At 62.4% G+C, this 21,832-nt stretch carries 27 protein-coding genes; 17 read left to right on the forward strand and 10 right to left on the reverse strand.

What is annotated here, in order from left to right; genetic code table 11:
- Positions 1–107: 107 nt before the first annotated feature.
- From ACEK02_RS01175 to tldD, 3 genes are read right to left on the reverse strand one after another with little or no spacing between them, the layout of a single operon-like run.
- On the reverse strand, positions 108–677 hold the full coding sequence (locus tag ACEK02_RS01175) for a nucleotidyltransferase family protein (RefSeq protein WP_371419984.1): 570 nt from the start codon (positions 675–677) through the stop codon (positions 108–110).
- Between the two features lie 22 nt (positions 678–699).
- Positions 700–1,476 carry a signal peptidase I gene (gene lepB, locus ACEK02_RS01180; protein WP_371419985.1) on the reverse strand — a complete coding sequence of 259 codons (777 nt, stop codon included), beginning with the start codon at positions 1,474–1,476 and terminating at the stop codon, positions 700–702.
- Entirely contained in the window at positions 1,473–2,900 is a 1,428-nt protein-coding gene (gene tldD / locus ACEK02_RS01185; RefSeq protein ID WP_371419986.1) for a metalloprotease TldD, read from the reverse strand. The genes lepB and tldD overlap by 4 nt, the downstream gene beginning before the upstream one ends.
- A 344-nt stretch (positions 2,901–3,244) precedes the next feature.
- Between tldD and ACEK02_RS01190 the strand changes: the two genes are divergently transcribed.
- Complete coding sequence (locus ACEK02_RS01190) at positions 3,245–4,447, forward strand: PepSY-associated TM helix domain-containing protein (protein WP_371419987.1); 1,203 nt, start codon at positions 3,245–3,247, stop codon at positions 4,445–4,447.
- A 16-nt stretch (positions 4,448–4,463) separates the two neighbouring features.
- On the opposite strand, the gene ACEK02_RS01195 is transcribed toward ACEK02_RS01190, so the two are convergent.
- The gene (locus ACEK02_RS01195; RefSeq protein ID WP_371419988.1) at positions 4,464–5,024 is read right to left on the reverse strand and encodes an invasion associated locus B family protein; all 561 of its coding nucleotides are present in this window, start codon (positions 5,022–5,024) and stop codon (positions 4,464–4,466) included.
- A 483-nt stretch (positions 5,025–5,507) separates the two neighbouring features.
- Between ACEK02_RS01195 and coxB the strand changes: the two genes are divergently transcribed.
- The 12 genes from coxB to ACEK02_RS01255 all read left to right on the forward strand — a co-directional run bounded on the left by coxB (position 5,508) and on the right by ACEK02_RS01255 (position 16,467).
- Positions 5,508–6,353, forward strand: a complete 846-nt coding sequence (coxB, locus tag ACEK02_RS01200; protein ID WP_371419989.1) for a cytochrome c oxidase subunit II — start codon at positions 5,508–5,510, stop codon at positions 6,351–6,353.
- 104 nt (positions 6,354–6,457) lie between these two features.
- A complete protein-coding gene (ctaD, locus tag ACEK02_RS01205; RefSeq protein ID WP_371419990.1) occupies positions 6,458–8,077 on the forward strand; it encodes a cytochrome c oxidase subunit I in 1,620 nt (539 codons plus the stop codon).
- Positions 8,078–8,174: 97 nt separating this feature from the next.
- Complete coding sequence (locus tag ACEK02_RS01210; protein ID WP_371419991.1) at positions 8,175–9,116, forward strand: heme o synthase; 942 nt, start codon at positions 8,175–8,177, stop codon at positions 9,114–9,116.
- Positions 9,117–9,132: 16 nt separating this feature from the next.
- The gene (locus ACEK02_RS01215) at positions 9,133–9,306 is read left to right on the forward strand and encodes a CoxF protein (RefSeq protein ID WP_089266830.1); all 174 of its coding nucleotides are present in this window, start codon (positions 9,133–9,135) and stop codon (positions 9,304–9,306) included.
- Positions 9,307–9,324: 18 nt separating this feature from the next.
- Positions 9,325–9,975, forward strand: a complete 651-nt coding sequence (locus ACEK02_RS01220; RefSeq protein ID WP_371419992.1) for a cytochrome c oxidase assembly protein — start codon at positions 9,325–9,327, stop codon at positions 9,973–9,975.
- Between the two features lie 102 nt (positions 9,976–10,077).
- Entirely contained in the window at positions 10,078–10,935 is an 858-nt protein-coding gene (locus tag ACEK02_RS01225) for a cytochrome c oxidase subunit 3 (protein ID WP_371419993.1), read from the forward strand.
- Positions 10,936–11,016: 81 nt separating this feature from the next.
- A complete protein-coding gene (locus tag ACEK02_RS01230; protein WP_371419994.1) occupies positions 11,017–11,412 on the forward strand; it encodes a DUF983 domain-containing protein in 396 nt (131 codons plus the stop codon).
- Positions 11,409–12,164, forward strand: a complete 756-nt coding sequence (locus ACEK02_RS01235) for an SURF1 family protein (RefSeq protein WP_371419995.1) — start codon at positions 11,409–11,411, stop codon at positions 12,162–12,164. The genes ACEK02_RS01230 and ACEK02_RS01235 overlap by 4 nt, the downstream gene beginning before the upstream one ends.
- 127 nt (positions 12,165–12,291) lie before the next feature.
- Positions 12,292–13,707, forward strand: a complete 1,416-nt coding sequence (gene thrC / locus ACEK02_RS01240; protein WP_371419996.1) for a threonine synthase — start codon at positions 12,292–12,294, stop codon at positions 13,705–13,707.
- Positions 13,707–14,996, forward strand: a complete 1,290-nt coding sequence (locus ACEK02_RS01245; protein WP_371419997.1) for a M16 family metallopeptidase — start codon at positions 13,707–13,709, stop codon at positions 14,994–14,996. The genes thrC and ACEK02_RS01245 overlap by 1 nt, the downstream gene beginning before the upstream one ends.
- Before the next feature lie 33 nt (positions 14,997–15,029).
- Positions 15,030–15,617, forward strand: a complete 588-nt coding sequence (locus ACEK02_RS01250; protein ID WP_371419998.1) for a GNAT family N-acetyltransferase — start codon at positions 15,030–15,032, stop codon at positions 15,615–15,617.
- Between the two features lie 166 nt (positions 15,618–15,783).
- On the forward strand, positions 15,784–16,467 hold the full coding sequence (locus ACEK02_RS01255) for a hypothetical protein (protein ID WP_371419999.1): 684 nt from the start codon (positions 15,784–15,786) through the stop codon (positions 16,465–16,467).
- Between the two features lie 68 nt (positions 16,468–16,535).
- Here ACEK02_RS01255 and ACEK02_RS01260 read toward each other — a convergent pair whose 3' ends face one another.
- The 5 genes from ACEK02_RS01260 to ACEK02_RS01280 all read right to left on the reverse strand — a co-directional run bounded on the left by ACEK02_RS01260 (position 16,536) and on the right by ACEK02_RS01280 (position 19,193).
- Complete coding sequence (locus ACEK02_RS01260) at positions 16,536–17,024, reverse strand: ATP F0F1 synthase subunit B (RefSeq protein ID WP_371420000.1); 489 nt, start codon at positions 17,022–17,024, stop codon at positions 16,536–16,538.
- Between the two features lie 3 nt (positions 17,025–17,027).
- Positions 17,028–17,597 carry a F0F1 ATP synthase subunit B' gene (locus tag ACEK02_RS01265; RefSeq protein ID WP_371420001.1) on the reverse strand — a complete coding sequence of 190 codons (570 nt, stop codon included), beginning with the start codon at positions 17,595–17,597 and terminating at the stop codon, positions 17,028–17,030.
- Positions 17,598–17,660: 63 nt separating this feature from the next.
- Positions 17,661–17,888, reverse strand: a complete 228-nt coding sequence (locus tag ACEK02_RS01270; protein ID WP_068732626.1) for a F0F1 ATP synthase subunit C — start codon at positions 17,886–17,888, stop codon at positions 17,661–17,663.
- Positions 17,889–17,961: 73 nt separating this feature from the next.
- Entirely contained in the window at positions 17,962–18,711 is a 750-nt protein-coding gene (locus ACEK02_RS01275; protein WP_371420002.1) for a F0F1 ATP synthase subunit A, read from the reverse strand.
- 104 nt (positions 18,712–18,815) lie between these two features.
- Positions 18,816–19,193 carry an AtpZ/AtpI family protein gene (locus ACEK02_RS01280; RefSeq protein WP_371420003.1) on the reverse strand — a complete coding sequence of 126 codons (378 nt, stop codon included), beginning with the start codon at positions 19,191–19,193 and terminating at the stop codon, positions 18,816–18,818.
- 275 nt (positions 19,194–19,468) lie between these two features.
- On the opposite strand from ACEK02_RS01280, the gene ACEK02_RS01285 reads away from it, so the two are divergent.
- The 3 genes from ACEK02_RS01285 to ACEK02_RS01295 all read left to right on the forward strand — a co-directional run bounded on the left by ACEK02_RS01285 (position 19,469) and on the right by ACEK02_RS01295 (position 20,981).
- Positions 19,469–20,092 carry a 2-hydroxychromene-2-carboxylate isomerase gene (locus tag ACEK02_RS01285; RefSeq protein WP_371420004.1) on the forward strand — a complete coding sequence of 208 codons (624 nt, stop codon included), beginning with the start codon at positions 19,469–19,471 and terminating at the stop codon, positions 20,090–20,092.
- Between the two features lie 56 nt (positions 20,093–20,148).
- On the forward strand, positions 20,149–20,685 hold the full coding sequence (locus ACEK02_RS01290; RefSeq protein WP_371420005.1) for a hypothetical protein: 537 nt from the start codon (positions 20,149–20,151) through the stop codon (positions 20,683–20,685).
- A 74-nt stretch (positions 20,686–20,759) separates the two neighbouring features.
- Positions 20,760–20,981 (forward strand): hypothetical protein, encoded by a 222-nt coding sequence (locus ACEK02_RS01295; RefSeq protein WP_371420006.1) that lies wholly within the window; start codon positions 20,760–20,762, stop codon positions 20,979–20,981.
- 10 nt (positions 20,982–20,991) lie between these two features.
- Here the strand turns inward: ACEK02_RS01295 and ACEK02_RS01300 are convergent, their stop codons facing one another.
- Positions 20,992–21,213 carry a hypothetical protein gene (locus ACEK02_RS01300; protein WP_371420007.1) on the reverse strand — a complete coding sequence of 74 codons (222 nt, stop codon included), beginning with the start codon at positions 21,211–21,213 and terminating at the stop codon, positions 20,992–20,994.
- 34 nt (positions 21,214–21,247) lie between these two features.
- On the opposite strand from ACEK02_RS01300, the gene ACEK02_RS01305 reads away from it, so the two are divergent.
- Complete coding sequence (locus ACEK02_RS01305; RefSeq protein WP_371420008.1) at positions 21,248–21,721, forward strand: secondary thiamine-phosphate synthase enzyme YjbQ; 474 nt, start codon at positions 21,248–21,250, stop codon at positions 21,719–21,721.
- Positions 21,722–21,832: the final 111 nt, after the last annotated feature.

Consider the following 21,832-nt stretch of genomic DNA (forward strand, 5'->3'; position numbering starts at 1 on the left):
TCTCAACACAAAACGCCGCTTCCCTCCCGGGAGGCGGCGTTTTGCGTTTGGGTGCGCAAATGCGCGCTGTCGATCGCGATCGGAGCAGTGACAGCTCTCGCGCCGGTTTACTCGCCCCCGTCGACAGTCATGATTTTCAGTTCCGGCCAGAGCGCTTGCCAGCGCGCAGACTTGGTCCGATAGGCCTCGGCCGAGAAATTTGGTGTGGGGTTCGGGCGGACGACCAATTCCCCGATATCATCGAGTCCGGCAGGCGCGTAGATCCGTTCCCCGTCGCTGCTAAGCCCGACCTGCGTGCAACGCGTGAGAAATCTGTCGATGCCGTCGGTTGCGCGCGACAGAGACGGATACGGCTTGCCGTGCTTTTGCGGATACCAGAGATGGACACGGGCCTGATTGCGAATCTCGATCCGGCTGCCGAGGTGATCCGAAAATGCGCGACAGGCATCAATGACGCGATCTTCGGCTTCCCAGGATAGATCAGGATCGAAGTAGAACACGTCGTAATCGTGGATGCCGTAGTCGACCGCGCGGCCGGTCTGAACATTCCACGCCGTCTGCGTCAGGCAGCCGGCGACAATCCAGCAGTCAGGAAGCGCGAGTCGACCAATCTCGCCGAGCAGCGCTGCGTTGACCGGATTTCGCAGCACGGCGGAGATGAAATCAGCCGCCCGCACGGTCGAGGCTGCCGTGTCGCGTTCAGTGCACGCCCGTAAAGAACCGCGCCATGCGGAAACCCGATAGCCAGTTGGTAACCGGCTGGCTGCGCACGCCGAGATCCCATGAGCCGACGATGGCATCGACGCGGCCGACGAGATTATCCATCGGGAGCAGGCCGACACCGCCCTGGCTTACCGGCACGCGGCTGTCGGCGGAGTTGTCGCGATTGTCGCCCATCACGAACAGATGGTCGGCGGGAACGACGACTTCTGCCGTGTTGTCGAGGCGGCCATTGTCACGCAGCTTGAAGATCGGATGCGCCACGCCGCCGGGCAGCGTCTCTACATAGCGATGCGCCGGCTCGGAGCCGCCGGCGTCGTCTTCGGCTGCGCCAATGCCATCGGCCTTGATCGTCGTCGCGACGCCGTTGAGCCAGACCTGGCCGCCGCGCAACTCGACGCGGTCGCCGGGCAGGCCGATGACGCGCTTGACCCAGACCTGGGAGCGATCGCCGGGCCAGCGAAATACCACGACATCGCCGCGCTTCGGTGTGGACGCGAAGACGCGGCCGGTCTCGGGAAGGGAGACATGGATCGGCAGCGAAGCGGTCGAATAGCCGTAGGGAAATTTCGTCGCCAGCAGCGCATCGCCGATCAGCAGCGTCGGCTCCATCGAGGCTGACGGCACATAAAACGGCTCGGCCAGCGCGCCCTTGGCGACGAACACGATGCCGACGATGGCGGCGATCTGTGCCAGTTGGCCGGACCAGCGCTTTGCCGTCGATGCGACCGTTGTGGTTTCGGTATCAGTGGTCACTGGCCCGTTCCTCCGATGGTCACTCTGTCCATGCGCAGCGTCGGCTGGCCGACACCGACCGGCACGCCCTGGCCGTGCTTGCCGCAAGTGCCGATACCATCATCGAGCGCGAGATCGTTGCCGATCATGCTGATGCGGTGCAGGTCGGTCGGACCGTTGCCGATCATCATCGCGCCCTTCAGCGGCGCGCCGATCTTGCCGTTCTCGATTCTGTAGGCCTCGGTGCACTGAAACACGTATTTGCCGGAGGTTATGTCGACCTGGCCGCCGCCGAAGTTCACGGCGTAGATACCGTTCTTCACGGAGGCGAGGATTTCGGCGGGATCGCGCTGGCCGGCAAGCATGTAGGTGTTGGTCATGCGCGGCATCGGCACATGGGCATAGCCCTGACGGCGGCCGTTGCCGGTCGGCTTCATGCCCATCAGGCGAGCGTTCTGGCGGTCCTGCATGTAGCCGACGAGGATGCCGTCCTCGATCAGCGTGGTGCGATTGGTCGGCGTGCCTTCATCGTCGATGGACAGCGAGCCGCGGCGCGACGAAATGGTGCCATCATCGACGACGGTGACGCCTTTGGCGGCAACCTGCTGACCCATCAGGCCGGCAAAGGCCGAGGTCTGTTTGCGGTTGAAGTCGCCTTCGAGCCCGTGGCCGACGGCTTCATGCAGCATCACGCCGGGCCAGCCGGGGCCGAGCACCACATCCATTTCGCCAGCGGGCGCAGGAATCGATTCAAGATTCACCAGCGCCTCGCGCAGGGCGCCATCGGCTGCCGTGCGCCACGATCCGCTCTCGATGAAGCGCGCATAGCCTTCGCGGCCGCCATAGCCCTTGGAGCCGCTTTCCTGCCGATCACCCTGACCGGCGACGACGGAGATGTTCACGCGCACCAGCGGACGAATGTCGCGATAGCTCTCGCCATCCGGACGCAGGATCTCGACCACCTGCCAGGTGGCGCCGAGCGACACCGAGACCTGCCGCACGCGCGGATCCTTGTCGCGCACATAGGCGTCGATTTCGGCCAGCAGCTTGACCTTGGCCTCGAAACCCGGCGCATCCAGCGGATTGTCGTCACCATAGAGCCGCACATTGGTGTGCGAAGGCGCCGCGGCGAAGGTGCCGGCATAGCCGCCACGGACCGCATTGACCGCATCTGCCGCACGGATCAGCGCCGGTATCGAAACGTCGGAGGAATGCGCGTAGCCGACTGCGTCGTCCTTGACGGCGCGGAGGCCAAAACCCTGGGCTGTGTCATAAGTCGCCTGCTTCAGCCGGCCATTGTCGAAACCAAGCGCCTCGGACTGGCTGTATTCGAGAAACAGCTCGCCATCGTCAGCTCCCTGTAGCCCCCGCATGAGCTCGCGGCGAACTTCGTCGCGGTCCAGATTGGCGCGGTCGATCAGGGAGGTGGTGGCTGGGCTCGTCATGCAGGCTCCAATGTCAGCAGCGCAGCCCCGGCGCCAGGCGCGGGACCGATTTCAATTTGTAGCGACAACCCGGGCATGGGTCGCCTTACAATGGCGTAACCTGCGGCGAAACAGGCGATTGGAACACAAGATAGGTGCTGTTCTGACAAAAGGGGAGGCCCGCGCATCGCCGGGGCGAGATCCTCTGGGGGGCAACCGGGCCAGCCATGACGCGGTTACCTTGGAGCTATTACAAACTGCACTCCGATGCGCCTCAGGCTGCGGTGCGGTAGACCCTCCGAGCACCATCCTGCATGAACGGTATTCATTGCAGGAACGATCTCTTCTGGCGGTTATCGCTTTTCATGGCCTCACGAACCAAATCCGCATTCCTGCAAGTCCATTCCATCATCGGCCTGGCGATCTCGCTGATCCTGGGCCTGATCGGTCTGACCGGCGCCATGCTGAGCTTCGAGGACGAGATCGTTGCGGCGCTCAATCGCGATGCGGCGAAAGTCGATCCGCGACCGGCGCCGGTGCTCGGACCGGATGAGCTGGTGTCGCGGGTTCAGGCGGTGCCTGGGGCGGGCAAGGTTGGTCTCATCGTTTTTTCGAGCGAACCGGGTGTGGCGGTACGTATGCGCTTTGCCCGCAGCGAGACTGGGGAGCGCTCGTCGGTCTATGTCGATCCTTCTGACGGCCGCGTCGTGTCGGCGATGCAGGGAGAGGGCTTCTTCGCAACGCTGCGCAACCTGCACCGCTTTCTGCTGCTGCCCGGCAACGGCAATGGCTATGGCCGTCTGATCACCGGCATCGCCGTGCTTGGCCTGTTCGTGCTGCTGATCTCCGGGATGGTGCTGCGCTGGCCGCGCCGAATCCGCAGCCTCAAGCACGGTATCAAGACTTGGCTGGAGCCGAAGCTGGCGATGCGAGGGCGTCCGTTTCACTGGTCGCTGCACAGCGTCGTCGGCACCTGGTTGCTGCCGGTCTATCTGGTGACCATCCTCACCGGCCTTTGGTGGTCGTTCGACTGGTACAAGGCCAGTGCCACCTGGCTGCTGTCGAGCAAGCCCGCTGCGAGTGCGCCGGCAATGCGTGGAGCAAAGGGGGGCGCCAAGGCACCTGCCGCTGATGCGCCTGCGGCTCCGTCACTCGACAAGGTCTGGTCGACGTTTCTGGCCGAGCAGGGCAGCCGCTATGCGATAGCGATCATGCAGGTGCCGAATGGACCGGGCAGTGTCGTGCGTATCCGCTCGGTGGCAAAGGACGCGTCATTCGACGAAGCGCGCGACGATTTCCGCATCGATGGCGTATCCGGCCGCATGGTGTCGGCGGAACTCTACAACGACAAGACATTCGGTGAGCGCGTTCTGGCCGCAGTGCTGCACATCCACACAGGTGCGTTCCTGGGCCTGCCCGGTCGCATCGTGTTTTTGCTGGCCGCGGCCTTGATGCCGCTGTTCACCGTGACGGGCTTCATCCTGTATTTCTCGCGCCGGAAGTTGCGCGCGGCATCGCGACCAAACCGTCGCGATCGCGGTGCGCCTGAACTGGTGCCGGGAGAGTAGGATGCAATGCTGCCGATCAGGGCAGCTTGTCGTAACCCTCGCCGATGCCGTTGAGGCTGAGCGGGAAGCCGATGCCTTCTTCGGGGGTCTCAAAGATGATGAAAGTGGCAGTCTTGGCGGTGCGCAATTGGGCGAGCAGCTTGTCGTCCATCACGACTTCGGCAACGCAGCCATTGGGCAGGCAGCGCACGAAGCCGGCGCGGCCGACATCCTGATTGTCGAGCTTGAGGCCGAGGCCGGACGGCAGCAGCACGCCGAGCGGCGCCACCACGCGCATCAGCTTGCTCTTCTGGTCGGCGGTCTTCAGTACGATCACGGTCAGGCCGGCATTGGAGCGGTCTTCCGCCACCACGCTCTGGATCAGGGCACATTGTTCGGCCTGGGCGCCGGGCGGGGTGTCGCAGCGGATCTGCCAGTCGCCATGAACCGAGCGCACCGCGCCCTGGGCGCTGGCGGTATTCGGGACCGCAGCGATCGCTGCCAGGGCCAGACAACCGAGTGCCAGCCGGCGCCAGCCTGCGATCCCGCGGCTCGGGCGGTTCAGGGTCGGTTTATGCTGCAACTTCGAGTGCCCCATCCGGGTCGATTCCTTAGGCGGTGATGTGGTGGTCGTAGTCCAGGGCAGCACGCCTGACGCTGTCTGTCCGGAGGATTTTCCAGACCACGGAATGATACGGCAATGACGGCGCCTTGAAGGCATCCACGGAGCCAAGAAGACACGCGCGGGCACGAATCAGCATCCTGCCGATCGCCTGATCTGTGCGTACAACGGACAATTCCGCTGTCAAGCGCCGTTCACCCGCCGCGCGCCTGTTTGTGCCTGATTTCATGCAGCAATTGCGACCTTCGTTCAATACCTCCGAATGCATTACGGGATGCGCCACTCCTGCATTGCGACAAGACGCGAATTATGGTTTGAGAGGCTAGATTTCGACGCATTCTAACAACTGCCTCCAAGCCAACAGCTTGGGCGTTTTGGCAAATTGTTAGGGAGTGGATCGGGCGGCATAATTCGGCGACACGCCGAAATGCGACAGTAAATTATGGGAGCGCGAGCGGCATGAGGATGTCGAGGGGCCAGATTGGCCGCCGGTTGCTGGGGTTAGCAGTTGTTGGGGCCGGGCTCGCTTTTGGCGGTGCTGCATTCGCAGAGGTGATGGGCCAGCCCGCGCCGTGGGAATACAAGCTGCAGGAAGCCGCCACGCCGGTGATGGAGAACATCACCTGGTTTCATAATTTCCTGCTCTGGCTGATTACCGCCATCACACTGTTCGTGCTTGTGCTTCTCGTCATCGTGGTGATGAAGTTCAACTCCAGGGCCAACCCGGTCGCCTCCAAGACCACCCACAACACGCTGATTGAAGTGGCGTGGACGATCATTCCGGTTTTGATCCTGGTCGCAGTGGCTGTGCCGTCGTTCCGCCTGCTGTTTCTGGAGCTCGACATTCCCAAAGCCGACCTGACCATCAAGGCGACCGGCAAGCAGTGGTTCTGGACCTATACCTATCCGGACAACGGCCCCTTCGAATTCGACTCGCTGATGGCCGCGGACAAGCAGCCGCGTCTGCTCGCCGTCGATAACGAAGTCGTCGTTCCCGTGAACAAGGTCGTTCGCGTGCAGACGACCGCCGCCGACGTCATCCATTCCTTCGCGATCCCGTCCTTCGGCATCAAGATCGACGCCGTTCCGGGCCGTCTGAACGAGACCTGGTTCAAGGCCACCAAGACCGGCATGTTCTACGGCCAGTGCTCGGAACTGTGCGGCAAGGATCACGCGTTCATGCCGATCGCGATCCGCGTCGTCAGCGATCAGGAATTCACCGCATGGGTCGAGACCGCGAAGAAGAAGTTCGCGTCCAATCCGGCAAATTCCTACGCTTCGGCCGGAACTGCTGTGGCGCAGTAAGCGGGTGACGGAGCCGCGAGGCTCCGCACGCACTGTAAGAAATTAGGGCGAGGGGACCGCAAGGTCCGAAAGACTGCCAGAAGAAGACAAAGCAGGATTTGAAAATGGCAACGACCGCGGCAACACCGGCTCACGACGATCACGCCCACGACGATCATGCGCATCCGACGGGGTGGCGGCGCTACGTCTATTCGACGAACCATAAGGACATCGGCACGATGTACCTTATCTTCGCGATCGTGGCGGGCGTCATCGGCGGCATCATGTCGATCCTGATCCGCATCGAGTTGATGTATCCGGGCGTCCAGATCTTCCACGAAAGCCACACCTACAACGTCTTCGTCACCTCGCATGGCCTGATCATGATCTTCTTCATGGTGATGCCCGCGATGATCGGCGGTTTCGGCAACTGGATGGTGCCGCTGATGATCGGCGCGCCGGACATGGCGTTCCCGCGCATGAACAACGTGTCGTTCTGGCTGCTGCCTGCCGCCTTTGCGCTGCTCATCATCTCCACCTTCGTGGAAGGCGAGCCGGGTGCCAACGGTGTAGGTGCCGGCTGGACCATGTATGCGCCGCTGTCGACATCGGGCCATCCAGGTCCTGCGGTCGACTTCGCGATCCTGGCACTCCACATCGCCGGTGCGTCGTCAATCCTCGGTGCCATCAACTTCATCACCACCATCTTCAACATGCGCGCGCCGGGGATGACCCTGCACAAGATGCCGCTGTTCGTGTGGTCGATCCTCGTCACCGTGTTCCTGCTGCTGCTGTCGCTGCCGGTTCTGGCAGGCGCCATCACCATGCTGCTGACGGATCGTAACTTCGGCACCACCTTCTTCGCCGCAGACGGCGGCGGTGATCCGGTCCTGTTCCAGCATCTGTTCTGGTTCTTCGGTCACCCCGAAGTGTACATCCTGATCCTGCCAGGCTTCGGCATGATCTCGCAGATCATCTCGACCTTCTCGAAGAAGCCGGTGTTCGGCTATCTCGGCATGGCCTACGCCATGGTCGCCATCGGCGGCATCGGCTTCGTCGTCTGGGCGCACCACATGTACACCGTCGGCATGTCGTCGGCGACGCAGGCCTACTTCGTCGCCGCAACCATGGTCATCGCGGTGCCGACCGGCGTGAAGATCTTCTCCTGGATCGCCACGATGTGGGGTGGTTCCATCGAGTTCAAGGCGCCGATGCTGTGGGCCGTGGGCTTCATCTTCCTGTTCACCCTCGGCGGCGTCACCGGCGTCGTGCTGGCCAATGCCGGCGTCGATCGCGTGCTGCAGGACACCTACTACGTCGTCGCGCACTTCCACTACGTGCTGTCGCTCGGCGCCGTGTTCGCCATCTTCGCCGGCTGGTACTACTGGTTCCCGAAGATGTTCGGCTACATGTATTCGGAAACCATCGCCAAGGCGCATTTCTGGGTCACCTTCGTCGGCGTGAACCTGGTGTTCTTCCCGCAGCACTTCCTGGGCCTGTCGGGCATGCCGCGCCGCTACGTCGATTATCCGGATGCCTTTGCCGGCTGGAACCTGGTCTCGTCGATCGGCTCCTACATCTCCGGCTTTGCCGTGCTGATCTTCATCTACGGTGTGATCGAAGCTTTCGTCCGCAAGGAAAAGGCCGCGAACAACCCGTGGGGTGCCGGTGCGACCACGCTGGAATGGACCCTGACTTCGCCGCCGCCCTTCCATCAGTTCGAAGTGCTGCCGCGCATCAAGTAAGAACTATCCGTGGCGCCTTCGGGCGCCGCGCCTCTGAATGCCTCCGCCGCGGCCAGTCTGGTTTCGGCGGAGTGCGCGTAACAAAGTGAGATTGATCTTGTCCGTTCTCGACCACCACGCCATCGACATGTCCGCCCCCCGCATCTCCGAAGCGGGTGTTGCGGACTACATCGCGCTGCTCAAGCCGCGGGTGATGTCGCTGGTCGTGTTCACGGCCATGGTCGGTTACTTCCTGGCGCCGGGCGATCATCACCCCGTGCTGGCGATCACCTCGATCCTCTGTATCGCTGTTGGCGGCGGCGCCTCGGGCGCGCTGAACATGTGGTATGAAAGCGATATCGACGCGCTGATGTCGCGTACCGCCAATCGCCCGATCCCGCGCGGCCGCGTTACCCGTCCGGAAGCGCTGACCTTCGGTCTGGTGCTGGCTTTCTTCTCGGTGATGACGCTCGGCATCCTCGTCAACTGGCTTGCCGGTGCGCTGCTCGCTTTCACCATATTCTTCTATGTCGTGATCTATACCATCGGCCTGAAGCGCAGGACCGCGCAGAACATCGTCATCGGCGGTGCAGCCGGCGCGCTGCCGCCGGTCGTCGCCTGGGCTGCGGCGTCGGGAACGCTCTCGATGGAACCGATCCTGCTGTTCCTGATCATCTTCTTCTGGACCCCGCCGCATTTCTGGGCGCTCGCGCTGTTCCGCAACGACGATTACGCCCGCGCCGGCGTGCCGATGCTGCCGGTGGTCGCCGGTCCCGATGCGACCCGGCTGCAGATCCTGCTCTACACCGTCGTGCTCGTCGCGACCGCGGTGGCTCCGTGGCCGCTTGGCTATTTCTCCGCCATCTACGGCGTGGCTTCGCTGATCCTCGGCGCCGGCATGATGTATCTCGCTGTCGAGGTCTATCGTCTGCGCGAAGGCACACCTGCCAATCGCGCGACGCGCAAGTTGTTCGCTTTCTCGATCGTCTATCTGTTCGCACTGTTTGCCATTCTGCTGCTCGAGGTGGTCGTGAAGGCCATCCTCCCGCTGGTCTGGTAGAGGGGCGCATGATCCGATGGACAATGAGCACAAGCCTGAACAGCCGGACGGCATCGTCCTCACCGAGGCACAGAAGAAGAGCCGGCGCGAACGCTCGCTGGCCATCGCCTGGGCGCTCGGCATTCTCGTCGTGCTGTTCTTCGCCGTCACCATGGTCAAGGGGCCGGCCGTTCTCATCCGGCCCATGTAATGACAAAAGCTGAGTGACATGACCGATCAGCCGCAGATCCAGCCAGTCGAAGTGAGCAGCCCGCGCAGCGATAAGAATGCGCGCCGCGGTCTGGGCCGCGATGCGACTGTGGCTGCGGCATGCGGTCTGTTAGTCGCCTTCATGGTCGGCGCGTCCTACGCCGCCGTGCCGCTCTATAACTGGTTCTGCCGCGCCACCGGCTTCAACGGCACCACGATGGTGGCCAGTTCGGCGCCCACGAGTGGCCCGATAGCGCGCAAGATCGCCGTGCGCTTCGATGCCAATGTGTCGGGCGGCCTGCCGTGGAAGTTCGTTCCGGAGCAGAGCGAGATCGAAGTCAAGATCGGCGAGGTGGTGACCGTATTCTACACCGTCACCAACCAGTCGGCCCGCACCACCTCCGCACAGGCTGCCTATAACGTGGCGCCGCTCACGGTCGGTGCGTATTTCCAGAAGATCAATTGCTTCTGCTTCACCGAACAGACCCTGGCGCCTGGTGAGAAGCGCGAAATGCCTGTCGTATTCTATGTCGATCCGGCGCTGGCCGCGGATAACGAGAATGACGGCCTGAAGTCGATTACACTGTCCTACACGTTCTACCCCCTGCGCGATCCGGCGCCGAAGCCTCTGGCGGCGACGGAGACCGACAAGCGCAAGGGTAACCTCTGAGATAAAGGGTACCCTTCAGGAGAAATCCTGGAGCGTTCCGCGTTATAAAATTGAGAGAACTCGCACCGGCTTCAACCGGCGCAGCTGACGGAGAGAACCGCAATGGCTACGGCGCAAGCAAAGCACCACGACTATCACCTCGTCGATCCCTCGCCGTGGCCGGCGGTAGGCTCGCTGTTCGCCTTCATCATGGCGGTTGGCGCGGTCAGCTGGATGCATCACATGTATGCCGCGGCGCCCATCGTGTTCGGTGTCGGCACCATCGGCGTGCTCTACGTATTCGCAAGCTGGTGGACCGACGTGGTCCGTGAAGCCCAGTACAAGGGCGATCACACCCGTGTGGTGCAGATCAGCCACCGTTACGGCATGATCCTGTTCATCGCCTCGGAAGTGATGTTCTTCGTCGCCTGGTTCTGGGCCTATTTCAATTCGTCGCTGTTCCCCGGCGATCCCGTCCATGCCACCCGCGAGGCACTGTTCGGTGGCGTCTGGCCGCCGAAGGGCATCCAGACCTTCGATCCCTGGCATCTGCCGCTGCTCAACACGCTGATTCTGCTAACTTCAGGCACGACCGTCACCTGGGCGCATCACGCGCTGCTGGAAGGCGACCGCAAGGCCGTGAAATATGCGCTGATCCTCACGGTGCTGCTCGGTGCCGCCTTCTCCTGCGTGCAGGCGTTCGAATACGCCCACGCCGCTTTCGGCTTCAAGGGCAACATCTACGGCGCGACCTTCTTCATGGCGACCGGCTTCCACGGTTTCCACGTGCTGGTGGGCACCATCTTCCTGCTGGTCTGCCTGTTCCGCGTCTATGCTGGTCACTTCACGCCGAAGCAGCATCTCGGCTTCGAATTCGCCGCCTGGTACTGGCACTTCGTGGACGTGGTCTGGCTGTTCCTGTTCGTCACGATCTATGTCTGGGGCTATGGCGGCGTTGTCGCCGGCGCGGCCGCGCACTGACCGCATTCGGGTGCTACAAGAGGGCGGCCGCAGGGCCGCCCTTTTTCGTTGGCCTCTGCGGCTGTGAAAGAAATTGACTCGATGCCCGATCAACTCGCTGCCCCCGTCACGCTTGGCCAGACCATCGTTCGCGGCCTGACCTGCAAATGCCCGCGCTGCGGCGAGGGCAAGCTCTATGCGGGCTTCATCAATCTGGCGCCGCGCTGCGAGCGTTGCGAACTGGACTACGCCTTCATCGACACCGGGGATGGTCCGGCGATCTTCGTCATCATGATCGCAGGGGCCATCGTTGTCGGTGCGGCGCTCGTTGTCGAAGTGAAGTACCAGCCGCCGTTCTGGCTGCACGCCGCCCTATGGCTGCCGCTGATCCTGATAACCACGCTGCTGCCATTGCGCTCCATGAAGTCGCTGTTGATCGCCCTGCAATTTCACCACAAGGCCTCGGAAGGCCAGTTGATCGATCGCATGCCGAAATGAACACAGTTGCAGCGCGCCGGCGCAGTATCACCGGGCTCGGCATCGTCACGCTCCTCATCGTTGGTGTGCTTCTCAGCCTCGGATTCTGGCAGTTGCAGCGCCGCACCGAGAAACATGCACTGATTGCGGCACTCACCGAGCGCCTTGCGAGCGCGCCCGGTGCGCTGCCATTGCCATCCAGATGGGGGGCGCTGACCCCGGCCAAGGATGAATTCCGCCGCGTCAGTTTTTCGGCGGTCTACAGGCCGGTCCCCGATGGCATGGTCTACAGCTCCGGCTCCGGCGTGCGGCCGGATGTGCCGGGCCCTGTGACCTGGGCGTTTCTGCCGGCGCAACTGCCGACCGGCGAGACGGTCGTGATCAATGCCGGCTTCGTGCAGAATACGATGCAGGACCGCGCCCAGCAGGACAGCGCCGTGCAGAAGCTCATCACCGGTGCGCCGGTGGTCATGACCGGCTATCTGCGCTTTCCCGAAACCGCGGGCACGCTGACGCCCCATGACGACGTCAACAAGCGCCTCTGGTTCAATCGTGACCAGCGCGCCATGGCGCAGGCGCTCGGCTGGGGCCCTGTCGCGCCGTTCTATGTGGATCTGGAAGCGCCCGTGCCGGCCAACGCCATTCCAAAACCCGGCCCGCTCGAAATTCATCTCAAGGACGACCACATGCAATATGCCATCACCTGGTTTGGCCTCGCGGCCGCCGTGGTGATTGCTTTCGGGGTCTGGATCCGGGGCCAGCAGCGGGCCTGAACCCCGGCCATTGTTGGTTTCCTCGCCCGGCGAAACCCATTATGGTGCCCTCGGATTTCACGCGGCGTGAAGTTTTAACCCCATTATTATCAAAGGCTTGGCGGTTTCCGCGCCTTTGGAGGACGCCTTGACGACCTATATCTCGACGCGGGGAGAGGCCCCGACCCTCGGCTTTTGCGATGTCATGCTGACCGGGCTTGCCCGCGACGGCGGTCTCTACATTCCCGAGGTCTGGCCACAGCTCTCGGCCGAGACCATCGCGTCGCTGTTCGGCCGGCCCTATTGGGAAGTCGCCGTCGAGGTGCTCCGGCCATTCGTGGCCGGCGAGATTTCCGACGAGGATCTCGGCCGCATGGCCAATGAGGCCTATGCCACCTTCCGTCATCCCGCCGTGGTGCCGCTCGACCAGACCGCGCCGAACCAGTTCGTCCTCGAGCTGTTTCACGGCCCGACGCTGGCGTTCAAGGACGTCGCCATGCAGCTGATCGCGCGGCTGATGGATCATGTTCTGGCCAAGCGCAACCAGCGCACCACCATCGTCGTCGCGACCTCCGGCGACACCGGCGGCGCCGCCGTCGATGCCTTTGCCGGCCGCGACAATGTCGATCTTGTGGTGCTGTTTCCGAACGGCCGCATTTCAGATGTCCAGCGCCGCATGATGACCACGACCGGCGCGTCGAACGTCCATGCGCTCGCCGTCGAAGGCCATTTCGACGATTGCCAGGCGATCGTGAAAGGTCTGTTCAATCATCACAGCTTCCGCGATGCCGTCTCGCTCTCGGGCGTCAACTCGATCAACTGGGCGCGCATCGTCGCGCAGGTGGTTTACTACTTCACCTCGGCCGTCGCTGTCGGTGCGCCGACGCGATCGGTGGATTTCACCGTGCCTACCGGCAATTTCGGCGACATCTTTGCGGGCTACGTGGCCAAGCGCATGGGTCTACCGGTGCGCAAGCTGCGCGTCGCCGCCAATGTCAACGACATCCTCGATCGCACGCTCAAGACCGGCATCTATGAGGTGCGCGAAGTTCACGCCTCGTCGTCCCCCTCGATGGACATTCAGGTGTCGTCGAATTTCGAACGTCTGCTGTTCGAAGCCTCCGGCCGCGATGCGGTGCTGGTGCGCGGCCTGATGGACTCGCTGAAGCAGTCCGGCCGTTTCGTGCTGCCGGAGAAGGTGCTGACCGCGATCCGGGCCGATTTCGAATCCGGCCGCGCCGATGAAGATGAGACCTCTGCGGCGATTCGCGCGGCGTGGCGCGAGACTGGCGACCTGATCGATCCGCATACTGCCGTGGCGCTGGCTGTGGCCGACCGCGACACCACCGAGATGCACGTGCCCAATGTCGTACTGTCGACGGCACATGCAGCGAAATTCCCCGACGCGGTGGAAGCCGCCTGCGGCGTGCGGCCGGCATTGCCGGCCTATCTGGAAGGGCTGATGACGAAGCCCGAGCATATTAAGGTCATGAAGAATGACCAGAGCGATATTGAGCAGTTCGTGCTGTCGGTCAGCCGCGCTGCGAAGCAAGGAGTGTCCTGATGACCGTCGAAGTTACCAAGCTGCCTTCGGGCCTGACAGTCATCACCGATACCATGCCGCATCTGGAAACCGCAGCACTCGGCGTCTGGACCGGCGTCGGCGGTCGCGATGAGAAGTCCAACGAGCACGGCATCTCGCATCTGCTTGAACATATGGCCTTTAAAGGCACCAAGAAGCGCTCGTCCCGCGAAATCGTCGAGGAGATCGAGGCGGTCGGCGGCGATCTCAATGCCGCGACCTCGACCGAAACCACGGCCTATTACGCCCGCGTGATGAAGGCCGATGTGCCGCTCGCACTCGATGTGCTCTCCGACATTCTCGCCAATCCCACTTTCGTGCCGGACGAGCTGGAGCGCGAGAAGAGCGTGATCGTGCAGGAGATCGGAGCGGCGCAGGACACGCCCGATGACGTCGTGTTCGAACATCTCAATGAGCTCTGCTATCCCGACCAGCCGATGGGCCGTTCGCTTCTGGGCACCGCCAAGACGCTGAAGGGGTTCGACCGCGACATGCTGCAGAACTATCTGTCCACGCATTATCGCGGGCCGGACATGGTGGTGGCCGCGGCTGGCGCGGTGAATCATCGCCAGGTCGTGCATGAAGCCGCCGATCGCTTTTCCAGCTTCGAAGGCACCGCCGCACCGAAGCCGCAGCCGGCGATGTTCGGCAAGGGCGGTTCGCGCGTGGTCAATCGCGATCTTGAACAGGCGCATCTGACGCTGGCGCTGGAAGGCCTGCCGCAATCGGACCTGTCGCTGTTCAGCCTGCAGGTCTTCACCAACATTCTCGGCGGCGGCATGTCCTCGCGTCTGTTCCAGGAAGTGCGTGAGAAGCGCGGTCTCTGCTATTCGATCTACACCTTCCACGCGCCCTATACCGACACCGGCTTCTTCGGGCTCTATACCGGCACCGATCCCGCCGATGCGCCTGAGATGATGGAAGTCATTGTCGATGTCATCAACGAGTCGGTGGAGACACTGACCGACGCCGAGATCGCGCGCGCCAAGGCGCAGATGAAGGCCGGCCTGCTGATGGCGCTGGAGAGCTGCAGTTCGCGCGCCGAACAGCTGGCGCGGCATATGCTGGCCTATGGCCGTCCGCTCACCGTGGAAGAGCTCGTCCAGCGCATCGACGATGTCAGCGTGGAATCCACCCGCGATGTCGCCCGTGGTTTGCTGACGCGTAGCCGCCCGGCCGTGGCGGCGCTTGGCAGCGGCCGGGGGCTGGACACGGCGGTGGCTTTTGCGGAAGGATTGACCCGCACCAAGGACAAGAGCCTGCTCCACTAGGCAGGCCAGGTCCGAGGTATCAGGGAGCGACCTATGGCCCTGTTTCGTTTGCCATCGAGCATGCCGGCGGCGTTGGCGCCGCGCGGCTACGGCGTCGCATTGCGCGCGCCCGTGATGAGCGATTTTCCGCAATGGGCCGATCTGCGTGAGCAGAGCCGTGGCTATCTCACGCCGTGGGAGCCGATCTGGCCGTCCGACGACCTGACGCGCTCCGGCTTCCGCCGCCGGCTGCGCCGCTATGCCGACGATGCGTCCGCCGACCGCGCCTATCCGTTCCTGGTGTTTCGCGAATCCGACGGCACGCTGCTGGGTGGCGTGACGCTGGCCAATGTGCGTCGGGGCATCGTCCAGGCCGGCACCATCGGTTACTGGGTCGGCCAGCCCTATAGCGGGCAGGGCGTGATGACGGCGGCGCTGCGGGTGCTGCTCCCGACCTTGTTCGGCGAATTGAACCTGCATCGCATCGAGGCGGCCTGTATTCCCACCAATCTGCCGTCGGTGCGGGTGCTGGAGAAATGCGGCTTCACGCGCGAGGGACTGGCGCGGCGTTATCTCTGCATCAATGGCATCTGGCAGGATCACCTGCTCTACGGCATGCTGCATGAGGACTTCCGCGGGTAGTCTTGCTGCAGCGCGATGTCTGGATGTGGCGCAGTGCGCGCATCGGTCCTGTCCCAAGCGCCTCGTTTAAGTGCCTTGGGTTCGCCGCCATTGCGCTGTTATAAGGCCCTGCGCAGGCCTGGGGCGGGGCAGCGCAAACGACTGAATTTCCGGGGATATCTTCATAATGCGCAACATTCGTTTGATGCCGATCAGCGGCCGCACCGGCGCGCTCCGCAGCATGCTGGTGATCACTGCGGCTAGCCTTTCACTGGCCGGCTGCGGTGGGGGCAGCATGTTCGGCGGTGGTTCGCCAAGCAGCGGCGGCGGCAGTCCGTCGATGACCGATCGCTTCACCCAGTTGTTTTCGGGCAAGTCCACCGAGGTCGGCGCGCCGCAGTCGCCGCAGACCGACGAGAACGACCTGACCTGTCCGAGCGTCAGCATCCGGCCGGGCGCGTCGACCTATGCGGTCGGTGCTGCGGGCAAGCCCGCGGTCGGCAACGATCTGGCTTTCCAGGCCACCATCACCCGGACGGCGCGCTCCTGCGATCTCAATGCTGGTCAGATCTCGGTCAAGATCGGCATCCAGGGCCGCGTCATCGTCGGGCCGGCGGGTGCGCCGGCAGCGGTGGATGTACCGCTGCGTGTCGCCGTGGTGCAGGAAGGCGTAACGCCGAAGACCATTGCCACCAAGGTATTCCAGACCAATGTGCAGATCGGTAGCGAGACCAGCGTGCCGTTCAGCCTGGTCGGCGAGGATCTCGTCTATCCCGCGCCGACAGGCACTGCAGGCGACTCCTACATCTTCTATATCGGCTTCGATCCGCAGGCCCTGAAGCCGGAGCCACGGGCGCGCAAGAAGCGCTAGGGCTCGTAGCCAACAAAAAAGCCGACGCGATCATCTCGCGCCGGCTTTTTCAGTTTGAAGTGCTTCGCTTAGTTCAGCTTGGAGCGAACCTCGCCGATACCCTTGGCAATCAGGTCGTCGGCCACCGAGCCCTTCACCGACTGCGACAGCACCGAGGCTGCGGCATTCACTGCGGCATCGGCTGCGGCTGCGCGAACGTCTGCGATAGCCTGGGCTTCCGCCAGTGCGATCTTGCCTTCTGCGCTCTTGGTGCGGCGAGCGACAAAATCTTCCATCTTGGTCTTGGCTTCGGCGGCAATGCGCTCGGCCTCTTCCTTGGCGGAGGTGATGATGTCCTGAGCTTCGCGCTCGGCCGCTGCATGACGCTTCTTGTAGTCGGCGAGCAGCGCAGCAGCTTCATCACGCAGACGACGGGCGTCGTCGAGTTCGTGCTTGATGCGGACGCTGCGGTTGTCGAGGGCCTTCAGGATGGTGCGGTGAATGCCGAACCAGCCGAACACGGCCATCAACAGGACGAAAGCGACGGCGACCCAGAATTCAGCTTGAAGTCCGAACATCGTTTATCCTTTCAGCGACGCGTCGAGCGCGGCGTTGACGGCGCCTGCATCCGGGTTCATGCCCGTCAGGCGTTCGACGATCGCCGAGGCCGTGTCCGCAGCGATGCTGCGCACATTGCCCATCGCCGTTGCGCGGGTGGCGGCGATGGTCTGCTCCGCTGCCGCAAGCTTGGTGGCAAGGCTCTCTTCGAGCTTCGCCTTGGCTGCTTCCTGTTCCGTATTGAGCTTCTCACGAACTTCGGTCGCCATCGACTGCGCCTTGGCGCGGGCATTGGCGAGTTCGGTTTCGTAAGCCTTCAATGCGGCGTCGGAATCGGCCTTGAGCTTGGCGGCTTCGTTCAGGTCCGTATCGAGAACCTGCTGACGCGCAGCAAGCACGCCGCCGACGCGGGGCAGCGCCAGACGCGACACGATCAGATAGAGCAAGCCGAACGCGATCGCGAACGACACCAGCTGTGAAGCGAAGGTGCTGCTCTCGAACGGCGGAAACGACGCCTTGTGACCACCATCTGCCGCGGTGTGCGCGGCAGTTCCGTGATCGGCGCCCTTGGATTTGCCCTGACCTTCAGCCACAGCAGTCTCCTTATCGATCGGAAGCACGCCCTCGATGGAGCGGCAACCGGATCTGTTTTCAGCTTAGACGGCGAACAGCAGCAGCAGCGCGATCAGCAGCGAGAAGATGCCGAGCGCTTCAGTCACGGCGAAGCCGAAGATCAGGTTAGCGAACTGGCCCTGGGAAGCCGACGGATTGCGGAGCGCACCGTTGAGGAACTGGCTGAAGATCATGCCGACGCCGATGCCAGCGCCACCCATGCCGAGACAAGCAATGCCGGCGCCGATGTACTTCGCTGCGATGGGATCCATAGTAAAACTCCTTCTTGGGATAGGGATTTAGACGGTTGAGGGTGAATTCCGCCAGGACACTAAGAAGCGATGGTTAGTGGCCCGGATGAAGCGCGTCGTTGAGATAGATGCAGGTCAGGATCGTGAACACGTAGGCCTGCAGGAAGGCGACCAGTATTTCCAGCGCGGTTAGCGCCGTGGTCATGGCCAGCGGCAGCACCGAACCGAAAACACCCACGGCACCGAGCGCGCTGAGCGATGTCACGAAGCCGGCGAAAACCTTCAGCGTGATGTGGCCGGCCAGCATGTTGGCGAACAGACGAACCGAATGCGACACCGGGCGGGACAGGAACGAGATCACCTCGATCACCGTGACCAGCGGCAGGATGTAAATCGGAATGCCGTGGGGCACGAACAGCTTGAAGAAGCCGAGACCGTTCTTGTAGAGGCCGTAGAGCAGCACGGTCAGGAACACCATCAATGCCAGCGCAACGGCGACGATCAGATGGCTGGTGACGGTGAATGTATAGGGAATGATGCCGATCATGTTTGCCGTGAGGATGAACATGAACAGCGAGAACACGAACGGGAAGAACTTCATGCCCTCTTCGCCGATGCTACTGCGCACCGTATCCGACACGAATTCGAAGGACAGCTCGGCGACCGACTGGAAACGGCTCGGGATCAGCGCGCGACCGGCACTGCCACCCAGCATCAGCAGCGACACGACGGCGACGGCGCCGAACATATAGGCCGACGAGTTGGTGAAGGCGATTTCCTGATTGCCGATATGGCCCAGGGTGAAGATCTTGTGGATCTCAAATTGATGGATCGGATCGGCCATCCACGTCGGTCTTTCAATTCGGCCGGAATGTCCGGCGTTTCCTTGCCGGACAGCCGGCACTCAAATACTGCGCCAAGGACGCAGAGGTCTTGGGCGCGAATTTCTTATTCCGCTTTTTTCCCGACGCCAGCCGAGCGCATCACGTTCATCACGCCGGCGACGAAGCCAAGCAGCATGAAAACGATCAGCCCCCACGGCGATGTCGACAGCAAACGATCGAAGCCCCAGCCCAGAATCGTTCCGACGACGACGCCCGCGACCAGTTCCGAAGAAAGACGGAGACCCACCGCCATGGCCGATGCCCTGGACTGCGCGTTTCCGCTTCCAGTTTCGGATTGGTCAGTCTGGAGTTTGCGCTCATCCTGAAGTTTGGACAGACGCTGATTCAGACTTCCGAGCCTTGCGGAAAGCGCAGCCTCATCGGGAGACGATTTGCCATCACGTCCGCGTCCACTGTCATCGTCCCGTGTGCCGTTTGTCATGCTTGCGACACTCGAAATAACGCTGCAAATGCTGGAAATAACGCCCCGTCACCCTTCAAAGCCGGGCGGACCATACTTAGCGCATCTTGCCAAGTCAAGATTCGCTGATCGCCTGTTAGTCCTTTGATTCACTTGATTTTATTGGCGAAATTCGAATCCCGCTGCGCGGGATCGCCGCAGCGCAAGAATGACTTTCGAGGTGATCTATCTTGCACGGCGCAGGGCGCTCTGTTGGAGTGCCGCAGAGTTTGAAAACGCCTCTGCCGGAGCCCGGAATGTCTCAAGAGATCGACTACTATTTTTCGCTGCCATCGCCCTGGGCCTATATCGGCCACGCGCCCTTTCGCGATCTCGTAAGTACTTACGATCTCAAGGTGAATCACAAGCCAGTCTTTCTCGGCGAGTTGTTCTCGGAAACCGGCGGCCTGCCGCTCGGCAAGCGTCATCCGGTGCGGCAGCGCTACCGGATGCTTGAATTGCAGCGCTGGCGCGACAAGCGCGGTCTCGATTTTCATCTGCAGCCGAAGAACTGGCCATTCGATGGCCGACTCGCCGATGGTCTGGTGATTGCGGCGCTCGAAGCCGGGTACGATCCCGACCCGTTCCTGCGCCGGGCATTTCCTGCGGTCTGGGAAGATCAGCTCAATCTCGGCGATGCTGCAGTGCTGACCAAATTGGCAGATGATTCGGGACTGCCGGGCGCGAAACTGGTGGACCGCGCGGGGTCGAGCGATGTGGCCGCCAAATACGAACAGAACCGTCAGGACGCGATTGCGTCCGACGTGTTCGGCTCGCCCGCCTATGTGCTCAATGGCGAAGTATTTTGGGGCCAGGACCGGCTCGAATTGCTGGCTGATGCGTTGAAAGCGAAGCGGGCGCCTTTCAAATCTCAGATCTGAGCACATTTGAGAGTACGAGCGGCTATCGCCGCGAACTCGCAACGCGGAGCATCTTCATGAAGAATGCTGTGGTGCGTTTTGCCTCCCCCGGACAGCCCATGCGGTATGCCGCGCGGGTCGGCGCGGTTCTGATGGCCGGGATCGTCAGTGCATCTGCGCAGACCCTCCCGGACATCGAGAATGGCCGTTATGCGCTGTCGCCGATCGCCGAAGGCGTCATTCGCCTGGATACCCGCACCGGCACGGTTTCGACATGCACGGATAAGGGATCCGGCTGGGCCTGCTATGTCTTGCCGGATGAACGTGCCGCGCTCGATACCGAGATAGGGCGGCTGCAGAAGGACAACGACAGACTGAAGGCGGAGCTTGCGCAGCGTGGTCCAGCCGTCGCCGGCAAGACCGATGAAGCGCTCCCGAAGCAGGATTCGCTGAAGCCCGGGAAGCCGGGGATTGCGGATGGCGAGAGAAAGATCGAGATTCCGCTGCCCAGCGAACGCGACGTCGATCGGGTGATGACCTTTGTCGAAAATGCGTGGCGACGCCTTGTCGAGATGGCCGGCCGCATCCAGCGCGATTCAAGCGGAAAAATCTGAACGCAGGCGGTTTCGCTGCGAATGGCCGTGCTCACGTAATTGATTGGTATGATTCGCCCAGAGAGGAGCGCTTGATGCCGAGATTTTATTTCGATCTGGTCGACGGCACGACTGTGCCCGACACTTCCGGGCAGGTGTTGCGGGATCAATTGCTGGCCGCGGAGGTCGCGGACAAGCTCGCAGGCGATATCTACAAGGTCAGGCCTGAGCTCCGCGGCAAGCACTTCGTCATTTCCGTCCGTAACGAGGAGGGCAACGAGATTCACCGCGCAGATGTGATCGGCTCCGACGATTAACGCAGGGCGCTTATTTGCGGTCGAGCTCGATGTCGTCGCCGTCGCCATGGATGGTGTCGCGAGAGGTCTGATCGGTCTTGTCGGCGTCTTTGATGACAGCTTTCTCCTGCGTGCGCTCTTTGTCCTTGCGTGGCCCCGGCCCCGGAATGTCTCTTGATGTTTTAGGCTTCACGGCGTTTTCCCTTGTCGATTTTGGTTGAAGTGGGAACGCCAACTCGGCGTTTTGGTTCATCAGTCAAGGTGTAATTGGCCAAGAGGTGGACTTCATGACATCTGCCAGATCCATCACGCGCAGCGCGCCGTCTTCAGTTCGTGTCGGGACCGTGATGTCGTCGCTGCTGACGGTGCAGACATCCGGTGCCGGCTTCATCGACATCACCCGCGAGGTCGGCAAATTCCTGAGCGAGATCGGCGCCCGGGAAGGTGCGTTGACGCTGTTCATCCGCCACACCTCAGCGTCGCTCACCATCCAGGAAAACGCCGATCCCGCCGTGCTGGCCGATCTCATGACAACGCTCGATCGTCTGGCGCCTCAGGATTTCAAGTGGACGCACGATACGGAAGGACCCGACGACATGCCGGCGCATGTGCGCACCATGCTGACCGCGACCTCGCTGCATGTGCCGGTGCTGTCCGGTGAACTCGCGCTCGGCACCTGGCAGGGGATTTATCTGATCGAGCATCGCACCCGTCCGCACCACCGTGAGGTGGTGCTGCAGTTCGTAGGGGCGGCGGATTGATCCATCCTGGCGTTGAAGTGGCCAGCAGGTTCACGACGGGAAGCGTCATTCTGACCATCTAGAGCGGTTCACGAATTTATTGAATCTGGAGGGATTCCGGTTCATCGGCGA

Origin of the sequence: Tardiphaga sp. (genome assembly GCF_041424195.1) — a bacterium.
In the GTDB taxonomy this organism is placed as follows: domain Bacteria; phylum Pseudomonadota; class Alphaproteobacteria; order Rhizobiales; family Xanthobacteraceae; genus Tardiphaga.